The sequence below is a fragment of the Pseudomonas sp. TMW 2.1634 genome (genome assembly GCF_001703595.1).
Taxonomy (GTDB): Bacteria; Pseudomonadota; Gammaproteobacteria; order Pseudomonadales; family Pseudomonadaceae; genus Aquipseudomonas; species Aquipseudomonas fragi.
Genome location: NZ_CP016849.1, coordinates 2,562,715 through 2,577,351, shown reverse-complemented (window position 1 = coordinate 2,577,351; position 14,637 = coordinate 2,562,715). Strand labels below are relative to the sequence as shown.

17 protein-coding genes and 1 pseudogene are annotated in these 14,637 nt (G+C 57.4%); 14 read left to right on the top strand and 4 right to left on the bottom strand.

Features of this window, described 5'->3' with window-relative positions; all coding sequences use genetic code 11:
- The first annotated feature begins 144 nt into the window (after window positions 1–144).
- Both BFC21_RS12210 and BFC21_RS12205 read left to right on the top strand, forming a co-directional pair.
- The gene (locus tag BFC21_RS12210; protein ID WP_016782031.1) at window positions 145–816 is read left to right on the top strand and encodes a response regulator; all 672 of its coding nucleotides are present in this window, start codon (window positions 145–147) and stop codon (window positions 814–816) included.
- Window positions 809–2,203, top strand: a complete 1,395-nt coding sequence (locus BFC21_RS12205; protein ID WP_088377988.1) for a sensor histidine kinase — start codon at window positions 809–811, stop codon at window positions 2,201–2,203. The genes BFC21_RS12210 and BFC21_RS12205 overlap by 8 nt, the downstream gene beginning before the upstream one ends.
- 98 nt (window positions 2,204–2,301) lie before the next feature.
- Here the strand turns inward: BFC21_RS12205 and BFC21_RS12200 are convergent, their stop codons facing one another.
- Both BFC21_RS12200 and BFC21_RS12195 read right to left on the bottom strand, forming a co-directional pair.
- Window positions 2,302–3,105 carry an HDOD domain-containing protein gene (locus BFC21_RS12200; RefSeq protein ID WP_029611552.1) on the bottom strand — a complete coding sequence of 268 codons (804 nt, stop codon included), beginning with the start codon at window positions 3,103–3,105 and terminating at the stop codon, window positions 2,302–2,304.
- 32 nt (window positions 3,106–3,137) lie between these two features.
- Window positions 3,138–4,082, bottom strand: a complete 945-nt coding sequence (locus BFC21_RS12195) for a folate-binding protein YgfZ (protein ID WP_088377987.1) — start codon at window positions 4,080–4,082, stop codon at window positions 3,138–3,140.
- Window positions 4,083–4,230: 148 nt separating this feature from the next.
- Between BFC21_RS12195 and BFC21_RS12190 the strand changes: the two genes are divergently transcribed.
- Complete coding sequence (locus tag BFC21_RS12190; RefSeq protein ID WP_016782035.1) at window positions 4,231–4,485, top strand: succinate dehydrogenase assembly factor 2; 255 nt, start codon at window positions 4,231–4,233, stop codon at window positions 4,483–4,485.
- Complete coding sequence (locus tag BFC21_RS12185; RefSeq protein ID WP_088377986.1) at window positions 4,469–4,921, top strand: hypothetical protein; 453 nt, start codon at window positions 4,469–4,471, stop codon at window positions 4,919–4,921. Before BFC21_RS12190 ends, BFC21_RS12185 begins: the two co-directional genes overlap by 17 nt.
- On the opposite strand, the pseudogene BFC21_RS12180 reads toward BFC21_RS12185, so the two are convergent.
- A pseudogene (locus tag BFC21_RS12180) lies at window positions 4,890–5,081 on the bottom strand (L-aspartate oxidase); the annotation flags it as partial. The gene BFC21_RS12185 and the pseudogene BFC21_RS12180 overlap by 32 nt on opposite strands.
- A gap of 43 nt (window positions 5,082–5,124) precedes the next feature.
- Here BFC21_RS12180 and BFC21_RS12175 point away from each other — a divergent pair.
- The 8 genes from BFC21_RS12175 (at window position 5,125) to BFC21_RS27205 (ending at window position 11,109) form a co-directional block, all read left to right on the top strand.
- Complete coding sequence (locus tag BFC21_RS12175; protein WP_120266177.1) at window positions 5,125–6,564, top strand: tyrosine-type recombinase/integrase; 1,440 nt, start codon at window positions 5,125–5,127, stop codon at window positions 6,562–6,564.
- Window positions 6,565–6,628: 64 nt separating this feature from the next.
- Complete coding sequence (locus BFC21_RS27210) at window positions 6,629–6,865, top strand: hypothetical protein (RefSeq protein WP_162939323.1); 237 nt, start codon at window positions 6,629–6,631, stop codon at window positions 6,863–6,865.
- Window positions 6,866–6,876: 11 nt separating this feature from the next.
- Complete coding sequence (locus BFC21_RS12170) at window positions 6,877–7,164, top strand: hypothetical protein (RefSeq protein ID WP_120266176.1); 288 nt, start codon at window positions 6,877–6,879, stop codon at window positions 7,162–7,164.
- 1,004 nt (window positions 7,165–8,168) lie between these two features.
- Window positions 8,169–8,699, top strand: coding sequence for a hypothetical protein (locus BFC21_RS12165; RefSeq protein ID WP_120266175.1), 531 nt, complete (start codon window positions 8,169–8,171; stop codon window positions 8,697–8,699).
- Window positions 8,696–9,007 (top strand): hypothetical protein, encoded by a 312-nt coding sequence (locus BFC21_RS12160; RefSeq protein ID WP_177342586.1) that lies wholly within the window; start codon window positions 8,696–8,698, stop codon window positions 9,005–9,007. Before BFC21_RS12165 ends, BFC21_RS12160 begins: the two co-directional genes overlap by 4 nt.
- Before the next feature lie 200 nt (window positions 9,008–9,207).
- Window positions 9,208–9,624, top strand: coding sequence for a hypothetical protein (locus BFC21_RS12155; protein WP_120266174.1), 417 nt, complete (start codon window positions 9,208–9,210; stop codon window positions 9,622–9,624).
- A gap of 103 nt (window positions 9,625–9,727) precedes the next feature.
- Window positions 9,728–10,783, top strand: a complete 1,056-nt coding sequence (locus BFC21_RS12150; protein WP_120266173.1) for a hypothetical protein — start codon at window positions 9,728–9,730, stop codon at window positions 10,781–10,783.
- 161 nt (window positions 10,784–10,944) lie between these two features.
- Window positions 10,945–11,109 (top strand): hypothetical protein, encoded by a 165-nt coding sequence (locus tag BFC21_RS27205; RefSeq protein ID WP_162939322.1) that lies wholly within the window; start codon window positions 10,945–10,947, stop codon window positions 11,107–11,109.
- Window positions 11,110–11,313: 204 nt separating this feature from the next.
- On the opposite strand, the gene nadB is transcribed toward BFC21_RS27205, so the two are convergent.
- A complete protein-coding gene (gene nadB / locus BFC21_RS12145) occupies window positions 11,314–12,918 on the bottom strand; it encodes an L-aspartate oxidase (protein WP_120266172.1) in 1,605 nt (534 codons plus the stop codon).
- A gap of 514 nt (window positions 12,919–13,432) precedes the next feature.
- On the opposite strand from nadB, the gene rpoE reads away from it, so the two are divergent.
- Both rpoE and BFC21_RS12135 read left to right on the top strand, forming a co-directional pair.
- Complete coding sequence (gene rpoE, locus BFC21_RS12140) at window positions 13,433–14,014, top strand: RNA polymerase sigma factor RpoE (protein WP_016782046.1); 582 nt, start codon at window positions 13,433–13,435, stop codon at window positions 14,012–14,014.
- A gap of 31 nt (window positions 14,015–14,045) precedes the next feature.
- Window positions 14,046–14,636: a sigma-E factor negative regulatory protein gene (locus tag BFC21_RS12135; protein ID WP_088377984.1), complete on the top strand. Its 591-nt coding sequence runs from the start codon at window positions 14,046–14,048 to the stop codon at window positions 14,634–14,636.
- Window position 14,637: the final 1 nt, after the last annotated feature.

Sequence of the window (14,637 nt, the reverse complement as noted above, 5' to 3'; positions counted from 1 at the left end):
TGTCAGTCTCGCGATGCTAACCGGCCAACCTTTCGCTAACCTTTCAATAGACATTCACTGTTTTTGCCCTTCACAGCCTCGTTGTCGTCTGTACACTCCGCGCACAAAAAGGCTGCGGCCTGAACAAAAAAAGAGGTAAACCTGATGCGTGTGCTTTTGGTCGAAGACCAGTTGCAGCTGGCCGAGAGTGTTGCCCAAGCCCTGAAAGGCACAGGCCTGACCGTGGATGTATTGCACGATGGAGTGGCCGCCGACCTGGCCTTGAGCAGCGAAGAATATGCCGTGGCGATTCTGGATGTGGGGTTGCCGCGCATGGATGGTTTTGAAGTGCTGGCGCGTTTGCGAGCGCGTGGCAAAACCTTGCCGGTGTTGATGTTGACCGCGCGCAGCGACGTCAAGGACCGGGTACACGGGCTTAATCTGGGGGCCGATGATTATCTGGCCAAGCCCTTCGAACTGACGGAGCTGGAAGCGCGGGTCAAGGCGCTGCTGCGTCGCAGCGTGCTGGGGGGCGAACGGCTGCAGCAATGCGGCGCCCTGGTCTACGACCTCGGAACCCGGCGCTTCACCCTGGGTGATGAGCTGCTGGTCCTGACGTCCCGCGAGCAGGCGGTGCTTGAGGCCCTGATTGCACGCCCTGGCCGGGTCATGAGCAAGGAGCAGCTGGCGGCCCAGGTGTTTGGCCTGGACGAGGAGGCCAGCCCGGATGCCATCGAGATTTACATTCACCGCCTGCGCAAAAAACTCGACGGCCAGGCGGTGGCGATCGTGACGTTCAGGGGCCTGGGGTATTTGCTGGAAGGCCGCGATGTTTAAACTCGACAGCTTGCGCTGGAGCCTGTTGTGGCACCTGACGCTGTTGCTGGTGGTGTTGATGCTGGCGAGCAGTTTGAGTGCTTATTTCAACGGTCGCGAGGCCGCCGACACGGCGTATGACCGTACCCTGCTGGCATCGGCGCGCACCATTGCCGCCGGGTTGTCGCAGCGTGATGGCAGCCTGAGTGCGGATGTGCCCTACGTTGCCCTCGATACCTTTGCCTACGACAGCGCCGGGCGTATTTACTATCAGGTCAACGATATCCACCAGCGGCTGATTTCCGGTTATGAAAACCTGCCCGCGCCGCCTGCAGGTACGCCGCGCACCGATGATTATCCGGCGTTGGCGCGGTTCTATAACGGCACCTATCTGGGCCAGAACGTGCGTGTGGTGAGCTTGCTCAAGGCTGTGAGCGAACCCGGCATGAACGGCATGGCGGAAATCCGTGTAGCCGAGACCGACGAGGCGCGGGTGGCAATGGCCCGTAGCCTGATGGCGGACACCTTGCTGCGCCTGGGCATGCTGGGGCTGGGGGCGTTGCTGGTGGTGTGGTTTGCCGTCAGCGCCGCATTGCGCCCGCTGGAGCGGCTGCGCAGTGCCGTGGAGGAACGCGAGATGGACGACCTGCGGCCCTTGCCGCTGGAGTCGGTGCAGCGCGAGTTGCGGCCACTGGTACAGGCCCTCAATCATTTTACCGAGCGCTTGCGCGGGCAGTTCGCCCGTCAGGCGCAGTTTATTGCGGACGCCGCCCATGAGTTGCGCACGCCTCTGGCCGTACTCAAGGCCCAGCTTGAACTGGGGTTGCGGGCGAAAGACCCGCAGACCTTGCGCAATACCCTTGAGCAAGCGGCCCAGGGCACTGACCGGCTGACCCATCTGGCCAATCAGTTGCTGTCGCTGGCGCGCATTGAAAACGGTGCCCGGGCGATTGCCGAGGGTGGTGCGCAATTGCTCGACCTGAGTCAATTGGCCCGCGAGCTGGGCATGGCGATGGCGCCGCTGGCCCATGCCCGCGGGTTTGCCCTGGCGCTTGAGGCCGACCAGCCGGTGTGGCTATACGGTGAGCCGACGCTGCTGCATGAACTGCTGAGCAACCTGGTGGACAATGCGATGGCCCACACCCCAGTGGGTGGCAATGTGATTTTGCGCGTGGCAACGCCAGCCGTACTGGAAGTCGAGGATGATGGCCCGGGCATTCCCCATGAAGATCGCGAACGGGTATTTGAACGCTTCTATCGACGTAATCAGCAAGTGGCCGGCTCTGGGTTGGGGCTGGCGATAGTGGGCGATATCTGTCGAGCCCACCTGGCCCATATCAGTTTGCATGATGGCGCGCAGGGCGGGTTGAACGTGCGGGTGAGTTTTGTGCCGGCCAATGGGCGCTAGCCAGGCGCCATGAATGGGTAAGTGCCTGGGCCCAAGCCCTCCCCCCCCTTGTGGGAGCGGGCTCCCACAGACCCCCGCCAGGCGCTGACTTCAGGGGGTCAGATAAACATCCAGCGCGCTTCCTGCAGTTGTTCCTGCAACTTCAGGTCATCAGCTTCCACCTTCAGCTTCATGAAGGCGGGCAGGGTGCTCAGTGCCTCGATGTCCTGCCCCATAAACACGGTCGCGATTTGTACCAGGTCGATGTAGTCGATGGCTTTGGTTTGTCGGGAAAAGTCCTGATATTGCCCAGGAATCTTTAACAGCATTTCCGGAAACTCCCAGCCTGCCAGCAGTTTGTCGCCAATCAGCGGGTGAATGCTGTCGATGACATGGTTAAGCGAAATCGGGTCGGACAGCAGTTCGTTGTGCTCTTCGGCGTAAGTCAGGATAGGCAGGACGCCGATCTGATGCACCAGACCACCCAGCGCCGCCTGGTCGGGCTTGAGCAAGGTATGACGGCGGCACAGGGTGTAGCAGATGCCGGCCACTTCCAGGCTCTGGCGCCATACATCGCGCATTTTCTGCTCGACCACTTCGGAGCGGGCATGGAAGATTTGCTCCATCACCAGCCCGATCGCCAGGTTGCTGCTGTAGTTGACCCCCAGGCGGGTAATGGCCGTGTGCAGGTCAGTGACCTCACGGGTGGCGCGCAACATCGGGCTGTTGACCACTTTGATCAACCGCGCCGACAGCGCGGTGTCACGACCGATGACCTTGCTCAAGTTGCTGACGCTGATTTCAGGGTTTTCCGCGGCCTTGCGAATGTTTAACGCGACTTCAGGGAGTGTGGGTAGAACCAGGTCATCTCTATCAATGGCCTTAAGCAAGTCCATTTGGACTCTGTGCGCCAGCATGCTCATTTCTCTAGGTACTGCATTTCAATGTGTGGCAATCAACGCTGGATTTCGCGATCGCGGTCCAGTTGATACGGCAGCTCAAGCAGTGAAAGGCCAGGGCCTTGCAGGTCACCCAAGTGAATATCCCCGGCTTGTGCAGCATCGCTGGTCAGCACGGCGAGCAGCTCAACACCGTTTTCGGCGTTCGCGGCCAGTACCACTTCGCCCACGGAACTGGCATGGGATGGGGTAAACAGCGGCGTGCCGGGGGCGGGTGCGGCATGCCCCGCCTCAAGGGACAAACGGTAGAGGTGGCGTTTGAGCTTGCCCAGGTATTGCATGCGCGCAACGATTTCCTGACCGGTGTAGCAGCCTTTTTTGAAGCTGACACCGCCTACGGCCTGCAGGTTGATCATTTGCGGAATGAACAGCTCGCGGGTCTGCGCCATGACCTGGCCAATGCCGGCGCGAACCTGGCCCAGCAGCCATTGGTTAAGCTCAGCCTCGGGCAGCTGTGCCTTGAGGTGCTGAACCAGGCTTTCGGTCTGTTCGACAGGGGCCCACAGTTCTGCGCGGCCTTGTGAGGCGCGAATGGCGATCAGTTCGCCAGCGCGGGCAACGCTGTCGGTTTCGGCCGGCAGGTGCAGGCCAAGGCTTTGCAGCACCGTGTCAGCATTGACCAGGCCAAAGCGTACCCAGTTGGCACTGTCGTCGGTCAGCTTGGACTTGGAGAACACGGCGTACTTTTTCAGGTCCGCCAGCTGCGGTTCAACCAGCTCGCGGGCCATTGCCAGCAGGCAGCCGTTGTCTTGCAGAACGATGCGAAAGCTCGACTGCATACGGCCTTTTTGCGTGCAACGGGCACCAAGGCTTGAGCGGGTTTCGCTCAAGTAGTTGAGGTTGCAGGTCAACTGCCCCTGCAGAAACTTGCTGGCGTCGTTGCCGATCACAGCAAGGATACCTTCGTGGTTCAGGGTGCAGAAAAAAGCAGAGTCGGCCATGGGTCATCGCAGTTGAATAAGTCTGGAACACATCATAGAGGTGCGCCCTGCAAATGGGTAGTTCACAAAGGATAGACGGGCCCGACCAAAGCCGACTGTTCTATGGCGGATCGGCCTGTATACTTGCGTTCTATTTGAGGAGCGCTCCATGGTCGAAGATGTTGAACTCAATCGTCTGTACTGGCACAGCCGTCGCGGCATGCTTGAACTTGACGTGTTGCTGGTGCCTTTCGTCAAGGAGGTGTACGCCACCCTCAATGACGTGGACCGCGAATGCTATCGCAAGCTGCTGGAGTGCGAAGACCAGGACATGTTCGGCTGGTTTATGGAGCGCAGCGAGTCCCAGGACCCTGAGCTGCAGCGCATGGTTCGCATGATTCTGGATCGTGTCCAGCCCAAGTAATCATTTTGAATGCCGCTGGCATGCCTGCGGGCAATTGCTGGCGGCGTATCTTGCAGCCCAGTTGCTGGCGCTGATCGCTATTTGCCTTCTTTCAATTCCTGCCTGGGCACGCCTGCTCGGCGTATTGTTGTGCCTGGCGCACGGGGCCTGGGTGTTGCCACGGCATATTCGCCTGACCCATCCCGGTGCCATGACCCGGTTGCGCCGTGATGCCGATGGCTGGCAGTTGTGGAACCGTGACAAGGGCTGGCAGGCGGTGCAACTGCGCCGCGACAGCCTGGCGCTGCCCCTGCTGGTGCTGGTGCGCTATCGCCTGGCGGGTGAGCGACGGGTGCGGGCGGTGTGCATCCCGGGCGCCGCGCTGGCGCCGGATCAGCACCGGCGCTTGCGCGTGCGCCTGAAGTTCAGCCGGCGTAGGTGGCTGGCACCAGAATAGTGTCCAGGGCCTCGGGCAGCATGTGCGGGTAGTCGAGGGTGTAATGCAGGCCGCGTGACTCCTTGCGTGTCATGGCGCTGCGGATCATCAGCTCGGCCACTTGCGCCAGGTTGCGCAGCTCGATCAGGTCGCGGCTGACTTTGTAGTTGCTGTAGAACTCGACCCTTTGAGGCTAAACCCAATGGATACAGGGGTTTCAGCCGATGACCGTCAACCACCGCTCCCCAAGTGGGACAAACCTGTTACAAACTGCGCTCGCCAAGCCGTACCACTATCGCCGGTCTGGTCGCTATTACCTTCGCCTTCGCCCTCAAGGAACCGTTAAGGGCTTCTTCACGCTGTCACTTAGGACTACCGACAAGGCCACCGCAATGACCATCTCCGACGACATTCTTTCGACTCTGAAGGCCTATCATTTGGACAACCCTGAGGCGTCATGGGACTCACTCCGTGAGCGCTTGATCGACATCGCTGAGTACAACCTGACGATGGCACACGGTGACAGTTCACTGGTCGCTTACGAGATGATCAACGATGAACATCACTTGGCGCTCCGTAAGGCGTCCGCACAGTTGCCCCTGAGCATCAATCAGCAACGAGCAGTCAGTAAGGCGCTGGAGATCCTTGAGGCCTCTCAGGAGCGTATGCGGGGTCGGTCGGGGAAGCTGGTCGAGATCGTGAAGGACCTCAATGGCGAATCGTGTAGCACGTCTGTGGCCCTCTCCCTGCCCTTATCTGTAAGTGCTCTTTCGGGTCTGACATTCAAGTCCCTTTCTGCGCTCTACATGGAGGAGCGCAAAGACAGCATTCAGGCCAGCACCATGCGGGACGTGAAGTCATCGTGTGAGGCTATCGGCGTGATCCTTGGCGACTTGGACATGAAGACCCACACACGGGAGGACATGAAGAATCTGAGGGACAAGCTCCTTGAGGACCGTAAACCATCGACGGTAAAGAAGCTGCTGACCCGGCTATCAACGGTCATGGATTGGGCTGTGAACAACGGCTATCTGGACAAGAGTTTCGACAAGGGTCTGAAGCCAACTAAGGGCGCTGACAGCTCTCGTGAGGCGCTCTCTCAGGATCAGGTAAAGACCCTGATGACCCACGCTAATTCACTACCAGTGGACGCATGGCAGCGCTGGGCATTGTCCCTTGGGGTGATCACAGGTACCCGTATCGAGGAACTGAGGCAACTGACCAAGGCTGACGTTAAGCAGGTCGGGGACGTGTGGGTCATCGACATCAATAGGAACGATGGCAAGACAGCCAAGACCAAGAATGCTCTGCGTGTCGTACCGTTGACTGACGGTGCCTACGGGTTTGACCTTAAGGCGTTCCTTGAGTTTGTCAGGAAGGCCGACTCTCGGCTGTTCACCTTGGGAGCTGGTCAGTTCTCGAACGTGCTTAATGGGGCGCTACGGGATGTCTTGAGCTTGAAAGCTGATCGGACCCAGACCTTCCACTCGTTGCGTCACTCTCTGGCCGGTGCCTTGAAGGCCGCTGAGGTGCCTGTAGGGACCGCTGAGTCCATCTTGGGGCACGCCTCGGGGTCGATCAGTTATGACCTGTACGGGGCTGGGAGTGCGGTTGAGGTGGGGCGCATGGCTGAGGCCCTCATGGACGCTTTAGGCGTGGTGTGAAATCAATCGGTTCAATAGGGTGTGGATTTTGCTATTGTCGAGTTTTAATAACAGGGAGTTTATTATGCCAGCTGCAACTTCACCAAGCCGACGCCTTGTAAATGCTGTGATAGCAATCTTGGTTGTCTGCTCTATTGGTGCCCTGATCGAAGGCACCGGTTGCGTCAATATTCGTTACTCTTCATGTAATATGTTCGTCAAGTTTTTCTCACATATTCCATTTTATATTCTTGGCGCACTGGCTGTTTCGGAAGCAATATCTTGGGGGTTGTTCTCCCGGCTCGTTCGCCGGAAAACTTGAGGAGCGACTACATGGATAGTATAGAAGGTCTCACACTTGAACTCGACTTGGATTGCGGAAAATGTATCAGGGTGCAAGTCGCCGGATATCATCTTAAGCTTAGTAGTAAGTTGAACTTTGGTGCTGGTGGTTGGGTTTTTAATCTTGGTACGTTCAAGATTAATAGCAAAAATTATCCGGAGTGGAAAGATATAAAGAAAATCAAATATCAATTTGGGGAGTGCTCAGTATTAAAAGACCAGGCGCCCAAGGAAACGGCCCGTACTATAACCTTCAAGGTTCGTCATGACTTAAACTGACGCTCCTCACGAGCGACGGGTAGTTTACTCTGTCGGTGATTGTGGAAATCACCACCACCCATCCGCAAGACCGGATAAGTTTCGGCGCAGATTTAAAACCCCAACAATAACCAGAGCGACACCATCCCAAACGTGGCGACCTCTGTGAATGATACCGTAAGGTCGCCGCAACGGTGGCACAATGCGGGCAAGGCGTATCCGGACAGCAGGTCATACCCAGACCGATACGATCACCATGCAGAGCCCTAACAAGATCTTTTGGACCAGCACCGGACCGCTACCTTAAAGACAGATCTGGGCTTTGACGCTCTCTCGCCCGTGACTGAAGCGGGCGTTTCGGTTCTATTGATGACTAATTTAAAAACCCTCACCTATAGAGGGAGGACCGCATAGGCCCGACCTATCGCTACCTCGCAGTAGCTACGATGCCCAGCAAGTGACCCGGAAGGTCGCTCGTAGAGGGTAAGGCGTGAATCGGACAGAGGACCCTAAAGGGGATACCCAGACCATCACGACCACCAAGCAGTGCTTTCATCAAGAAAGATCACTGGGTCCAGCATCGGGGACCATCTCAACGATATTGTCTGTCCACTTCGGTGGAGGGACCCTTAACAGGTTTGGGCCTCCTGTTACTGCTCGTGTGATTACAGGGCCTTTTACTTAAAGATCCTCTATGAGTAACTCTTTAGTTGTTGTCTTTATATTAATCTTTTAAGTATTCAATGCTTAAAAGGATATAGGGATTCTTTAAGGGCGGAGTTTGGGTCTAACGACCACAATTGAACAGCATCTCAAAGAGTCTGAGGTGGTCGGGCAGTCTTTCGAAATTAAAAACCCTCACCTATACCGGGACGACACAATGTCACCCGCTGCCCGTCGCAGGGTATCTCAATATCCAGTCTTTCTGATAGCGCCTTTCATGCCACAGCCGGTTCCCTTCGTGGGGTCTGGATGGCTGGCTGTGGGTGCGACCTGAAGGGCGCTACCAAAAGGAAACCACGAAAATGAACAGCATCAAGCACAAGCACGCAGGTCACCTCATCATCATCAACGGCCACGCCTTCAAGGCTAACGATGCTGGCATGTGGGACCTGACCGATATCTGGCGCACCTTGAATCTTCCGAAGGGCAAGGCTCCCGCTCAATGGCGGACCAAGCAAGCTGCAAGAATGGAAGCTATGCAATTTCTGCACAGCTCCAATGGCTCTGTCACGCAGGCAACCAAGCGCGCCGCACTGGCATACGCTGGCTGGGTCTCCGAGGAATTCGAGTCCATGGTCTACGATGCTTTTGAAGCGATCCTTGAGTTGCCAGAAGTAGCCGCGCTGGTCGCCGACAAGATGACCGCGCTGGGCAATGACCATGGCGCCACCATCATCAAACGCATGGCCTTTAACGATAAGTGCGATTGGAATGCCCTGAAGGGTAAGCATCAAAACACGCAGCAGGGTCTACGGGCAGCAGTCGCACGGGGCAACCTTACGCATGAACGAGCCGTAGAGCTGGGTATGAAGGCCGGGGCAGTGACCCAATGATCGCCATCACTCCACATCCAGCCATGACCTTCACCGAGCAGCTAAACGCCTTCTTCACGACCCCGGCAAGTCGTACCAAGCTCATCACCCTACGCAACATCTGGCAGCGTCCATATGGCCGTGAGCCTTTGTCTGTCCCCGGTGAATACGGTGTGTCGCTTGACCTGCTCCGTGCTCACCTTGCCAAGGTCAATCCATCATTGATCAGATTCGTTGAGGCCATCCTTGAATCCGGCCTGAACCTCGATGCTGTCCTGATATTCCCGCTAAGCATTCCGATGACTCGCCTACCGATCACCACCAGATAAATCCTCCGCTTCAAACCTTGCTGTCCGCCATCAGCAGCCATAACGGTCCCCGCAAGATTCACCCCCCCAACGGACCACTTAAACCCAGAAAGCATTGACAAGCCTTGAAGGCCACCGGGCGACGTACTCCTTCGTCTCTGGTCCCTGTGCGCCTATGCGGCAAGGCTTGATCAATGTTTCCGAATAGGAGACTCACCCTCATGCAACTGAATATCCAAAACGTAACCCCTGAAACTGCTGAAGTCCAAGGTCAGACCGTAACCCGTGCTTTCGCTGAAGGCGTGATGCTGTCCGGGCTGATCGCCGGTGCAGGTAAGAACGATGCAAAGCAAGGCGCCATTATCGAGCAGTACCTAACGGCTGGTCTCGATACTTCGGCTTTTCCTGAAGCGACCTCCAAGGTCCTCAGGGCTCGTGCAGCCGCTGAACGTCATCGTCAACAGCAGATTGCAGAGTCGCAACGTCACGCTGAGCGCTTTGCCTCCTACAGCATGCCAAGTGAGCTTGAGGTCGCCCGCCGCCGTGCTAAGCGCGAAGCCCTTGAAGCCAAGATGCGTGCCCAAGGCGCTGCCATCCGTGCTGCCAACGGTCGGTCAACTTGGTCCTCGTGGGATTGAGTCCACACCAGCTCGCTGATCCATACCTTCTTGCCTGTCGGGCGCTGGCACTTGCTGGTGTCTCGCTGACCTCATTCCGATAAATTTCAGGAGATACTTACTCATGACTACTCGCATACAGAACGCTTTTAAATCCACTGACCACCGTGAAGGCACTGACCGTCACATCACCCCGACTGCCTACGAGGCTGCCGTATGGGGTAATGGTGGCAGCCTTCAGTTCAACACTCTGGCTTCTACCTCAGCCCCGTTGAGCGATTCCAGTGTGGCCGCTGAGGGCATTACGGACACCCTTCAGGAATACTTCAATGGTGGCGAATGGCACGCCGCTGCAATGGATGCTATCCCCTGTGAGTTCCGCCCGAAAGGCACCGAGCCGACCCCTGTGCAATTGGTCAACATGGTCAATCGCAACATCGAATTCGATCCTCGCCGCTCTATCTATGACACCTCGACAATCACCAAGGGCGAGGCAGTTGCCGGTGACGTGATTTTTACGGAGCCAACCGATACTGCTGCGTTCTTTTCGCACCGTATGACCTTGATGGACGCTCACCTGATTGCAGGCTTCACGAGCAACTCTATTGGTCAAATGATGGACAAGGCCATGCAGGACTTCGAAAAGGCTTGCGGCTCCACCATCGTGGACATCCTCATTAAATCCCCGAGCGTTGAAGCCAAGGAGGTCACAATCACCAGTACCGGCCCCCGTGATCGTTCTGAGGATTGGATTGACCAACTGACCTTGAGCATTAACCACTCGGTTGGCAACTCCCTGAGTGACTTTGTGCTGCTCATGCACATGACCGAACAGGCGATTCTTGAGCGCGCAGCTCAGCGGGCAGGCGTAGCCGAGATTGAGGACCTCTTGGGCTGCCGTACTCAGTTCTACTCAGGCAGTAACCGTGGCGTCTTCATGCTCCCTAAAGGATTCGCCTCCCTGTCGTTTCGTGAGGGCAATGACGGTGAAGTGTGGTCGATCCTCGCCAGCCGTAACGCTTCTGTACAGGGCTGGGACATTGAGATCACAGGTATTGCTGACGTGATGGCTCAAGCCAAGGTCAAGCTGAAGCTGGCAAACCCAGCGGATCCTACCGAGAAACTTCAGGTTGAGACCGTAGCGTTCCCGTTGATTACCCGTGTGGTCGTCAAGCCGTAACATCCGCTGTATCCATGAGGTCCGTAATGGGCCTCGTGGGTTGATCTGAGCGTCTATCTAAATGGTGGACCTTCAGATGAACCCATGTGGAATGCGTTGCTATGCAAAATGTGCAGGGCAATGCCCCACATTCTTTATCAGACTTCACGTAGGAGCCCGCTATGGCCGCCAAGAAACAATGGTTGGCCGTCCTCAAGGCTATCGCTATGTCGAAAGCCACATGGAAGCTGTTCGGCATCGTAGCGGTTCTTTATGGCTGCGCTCATGGCGAGCTAATCGCTGGACTGGTCGGAGAGGTCATAGCGGATGTGTCTGGAGCCCTTTAAGGATCTGACAGAAATTTCTTAGTGACCACCTGTAACTACTAACCTGCGCGCTTACCCCCTTAGGCCCCCGCACGCTCGCTCAGGCGCACGATAGGGACCCCTGCGGGCAGGCGATAAGGACCCCAGCGTTGGGACAAATGTGCGCCAAAGCTGTTACAAAACGGGGTCCTATGGTGCTACGCTATTGGCTCCTAACGTGCCTCATCAGGTCGGTGTAAGGATCGTATCCTTCGCCTCTGGCAGTAACCCTGGATAGTCCAGCGTGTAGTGCAGACCCCGAGATTCCTTACGTTCCATGGCAGACCTGATCATCAGTTCCGCTACTTGAGCAAGGTTCCTCAATTCAATCAGGTCTCTGCTTACGCGATAGTTGCTGTAGAACTCATCAATTTCGTCCAGCAGCAGGCGCACCCGGTGCTCGGCCCGTTGCAGGCGCTTGTTGGTGCGCACGATGCCGACGTAGTCCCACATGAAACGCCGCAGTTCATCCCAGTTGTGGGCGATGATCACGTCTTCATCCGAGTCGGTCACCTGGCTGGCATCCCAGCTGGGCAGTGCCACGGGGGCGGCGATTTCGGGCGACTGGGCGAGGATGTCGGCCGCTGCCGACTTGGCGTATACAAAACACTCGAGCAGCGAGTTGCTGGCCATGCGGTTGGCACCATGCAGGCCGGTAAAGCTGGTTTCGCCGATGGCGTACAGGCCTGGTACATCGGTGTGGCCATGTTCGTCGACCATGACTCCACCGCAGGTGTAATGCGCCGCAGGGACCACCGGGATGGCCTGTTGGGTGATGTCGATGCCGAACGCCAGGCAGCGCTCATACACCGTCGGGAAGTGGGCCTTGATGAACGTATCGGACTCATGGCTGATATCCAGGTACACACAATCGATGCCCAGACGCTTCATTTCATGGTCGATGGCCCGGGCCACGATGTCCCGCGGTGCCAGTTCGTTGCGCGGGTCGAAGCGGTGCATGAAGCGCTCGCCGTTGGGCAGCTTGAGGTGCGCCCCTTCGCCTCGCAGGGCTTCGGTGATCAGAAAACTCTTGGCCTGGGGGTGATACAGGCAAGTGGGGTGGAACTGGTTGAATTCCAGGTTGGCCACCCGGCAACCCGAGCGCCAGGCCATTGCAATGCCGTCACCGCAGGCACCATCCGGGTTGCTGGTGTAGAGGTACACCTTGGCCGCCCCCCCGGTGGCCAGAATGGTGAAGCGTGAGCCAAAGGTGTCGACCTCGCCCGTGGCGCGATCCAGCACATAGGCCCCCAGGCAGCGATCACCTTCCAGGCCCAGGCGGCGCTCGGTAATCAGGTCGACAGCGACGCGCTGTTCGAGCAGTTCGATATTGGGGCGCTGGCGGGCCTGTTCGAGCAATGTCTTGAAAATCGCCGCGCCTGTAGCGTCGGCCGCATGGATGATGCGCCGGTGGCTGTGCCCGCCTTCACGGGTGAGGTGAAACTCAAAGCCTTGCTGCTCGGGGTCGATGCTGTCATCGCGGGTGAAGGGGACGCCCTGGTCAATCAGCCACTGGATGGCTTCACGGCTGTGCTCGACGGTAAAGCGTACCGCGTCCTCGTGGCACAGCCCGCCACCTGCATTGAGGGTGTCATCGACATGGGACTGCACCGTGTCGGTGTCATCCAGAACAGCGGCGACGCCACCCTGGGCCCAGAACGTTGAACCATTGGCCAGATCGCCCTTGCTAAGCACTGCAATACGCATATGGCTGGGTAACGTGAGCGCAAGGCTCAAACCGGCAGCGCCGCTGCCAATCACCAGCACATCATGTTGAAAATGTTGGCTCATTCTTCTGACATCCGCAAAAAAGCGCCCTCTAGTATATAGAGGGGGGGATCGGCACAATGGCCGGGCCTTTATGGCATTGTTAAATTACAGCGGGCGCAAAGTGTGCCTCAGACTCGATGGGTCTGCATGTCGATTTGCACAATTAATCTGCGAGTGATGGCAGGACTCAGGAACGACTCGAGTTCTGGTACGATTTCGTGGTGCATCTTGGGCAGTTTCGTACGAAGGTTTTGAACTTTTCGTATAGCCAGGGGTTCCATAGTGGGCTGCCCCTGATGCAGGGGAACGGCGTCCAGATTGATGCGGGGTTTGTTTTTCGACTCGACAGCTGAATTTGACGACAAGATTATTGACGCAGCCGGCCAGGCCCGAGCTGCGTTTTCGTGCGTGCCAAATCCGAGCGCGCAGGAAACTTGCCAGGGGGGAGAGAACTTTTGCGAAAAGCCCGAGTCTATGTTTGCAAGCCTGATCAGTTAGCAAAGCAATCTTCCTCCCGGTCTTATGAGGAGTATTCATGCTAGCCCAGGAAGAGGATCAGCAGCTGGTCGAGCGCGTACAGCGTGGCGACAAGCGCGCATTCGATCTGCTGGTGTTGAAATATCAACACAAAATTCTCGGGTTGATCGTGCGTTTCGTGCACGACACCCATGAAGCCCAGGACGTTGCCCAAGAGGCCTTTATCAAGGCTTACCGGGCGCTCGGTAATTTTCGCGGAGACAGCGCCTTCTACACATGGCTGTATCGCATCGCCATCAATACGGCGAAAAATTACCTGGTGTCACGCGGTCGACGTCCGCCTGACAGTGATGTGAGCTCGGAAGATGCCGAGTTCTACGATGGTGATCATGGTCTCAAGGATCTTGAGTCGCCGGAGCGCGCTTTGCTCCGCGACGAGATCGAGGGCACCGTTCACCGCACTATTCAGCTACTGCCAGAAGATTTGCGTACGGCGTTAACTTTACGCGAATTCGATGGTCTGAGTTATGAGGACATTGCGAGCGTCATGCAATGTCCGGTGGGTACCGTGCGCTCCCGGATTTTCCGCGCCCGGGAAGCCATAGACAAAGCCCTGCAGCCGTTGTTGCAGGAAAACTGAGACAGCGGCGACAGCCAAGAGAGGAACCGCCATGAGTCGTGAAGCCCTGCAGGAATCGCTGTCCGCAGTGATGGATAACGAAGCGGACGAACTGGAACTGCGTCGGGTATTGAATGCCTTTGACGACACACAAACCCGTGACACCTGGTCCCGATATCAGGTGGCGCGTGCTGTGATGCACAAGGACCTGTTGATTCCGCGCCTGGACATCGCATCTGCCGTTTCGGCCGCGCTGGCCGAAGAACAAACCCCGGCCAAGGTGGTCCGTGGACCGTGGCGCAGCATCGGTCGTCTGGCCGTAGCCGCTTCGGTGACCGTCGCTGTTCTGGCAGGTGTACGCCTGTACAACCAGGATGACATCGTCGGCAACCAGCTGGCCCAGCAAAACCCGGCACAAAGCCTGAGTGCGCCGATGGCCAAGGGCCCGGCAGTACTGGCCAACTACAGCGAAAGCGCCGACCAGGCCACCGGCCCGATGGCCAACGGTGTCCTGCAAGGTCAGCCGGGCTGGCAGGACCAGCGCTTGCCAGGCTACCTGCGCCAGCATGCACAGCAAGCCGCATTGAAAGGGGCTGAAAGCCCGCTGCCTTATGCTCGTGCCGCGAGCCTGGATAACCGTTAAG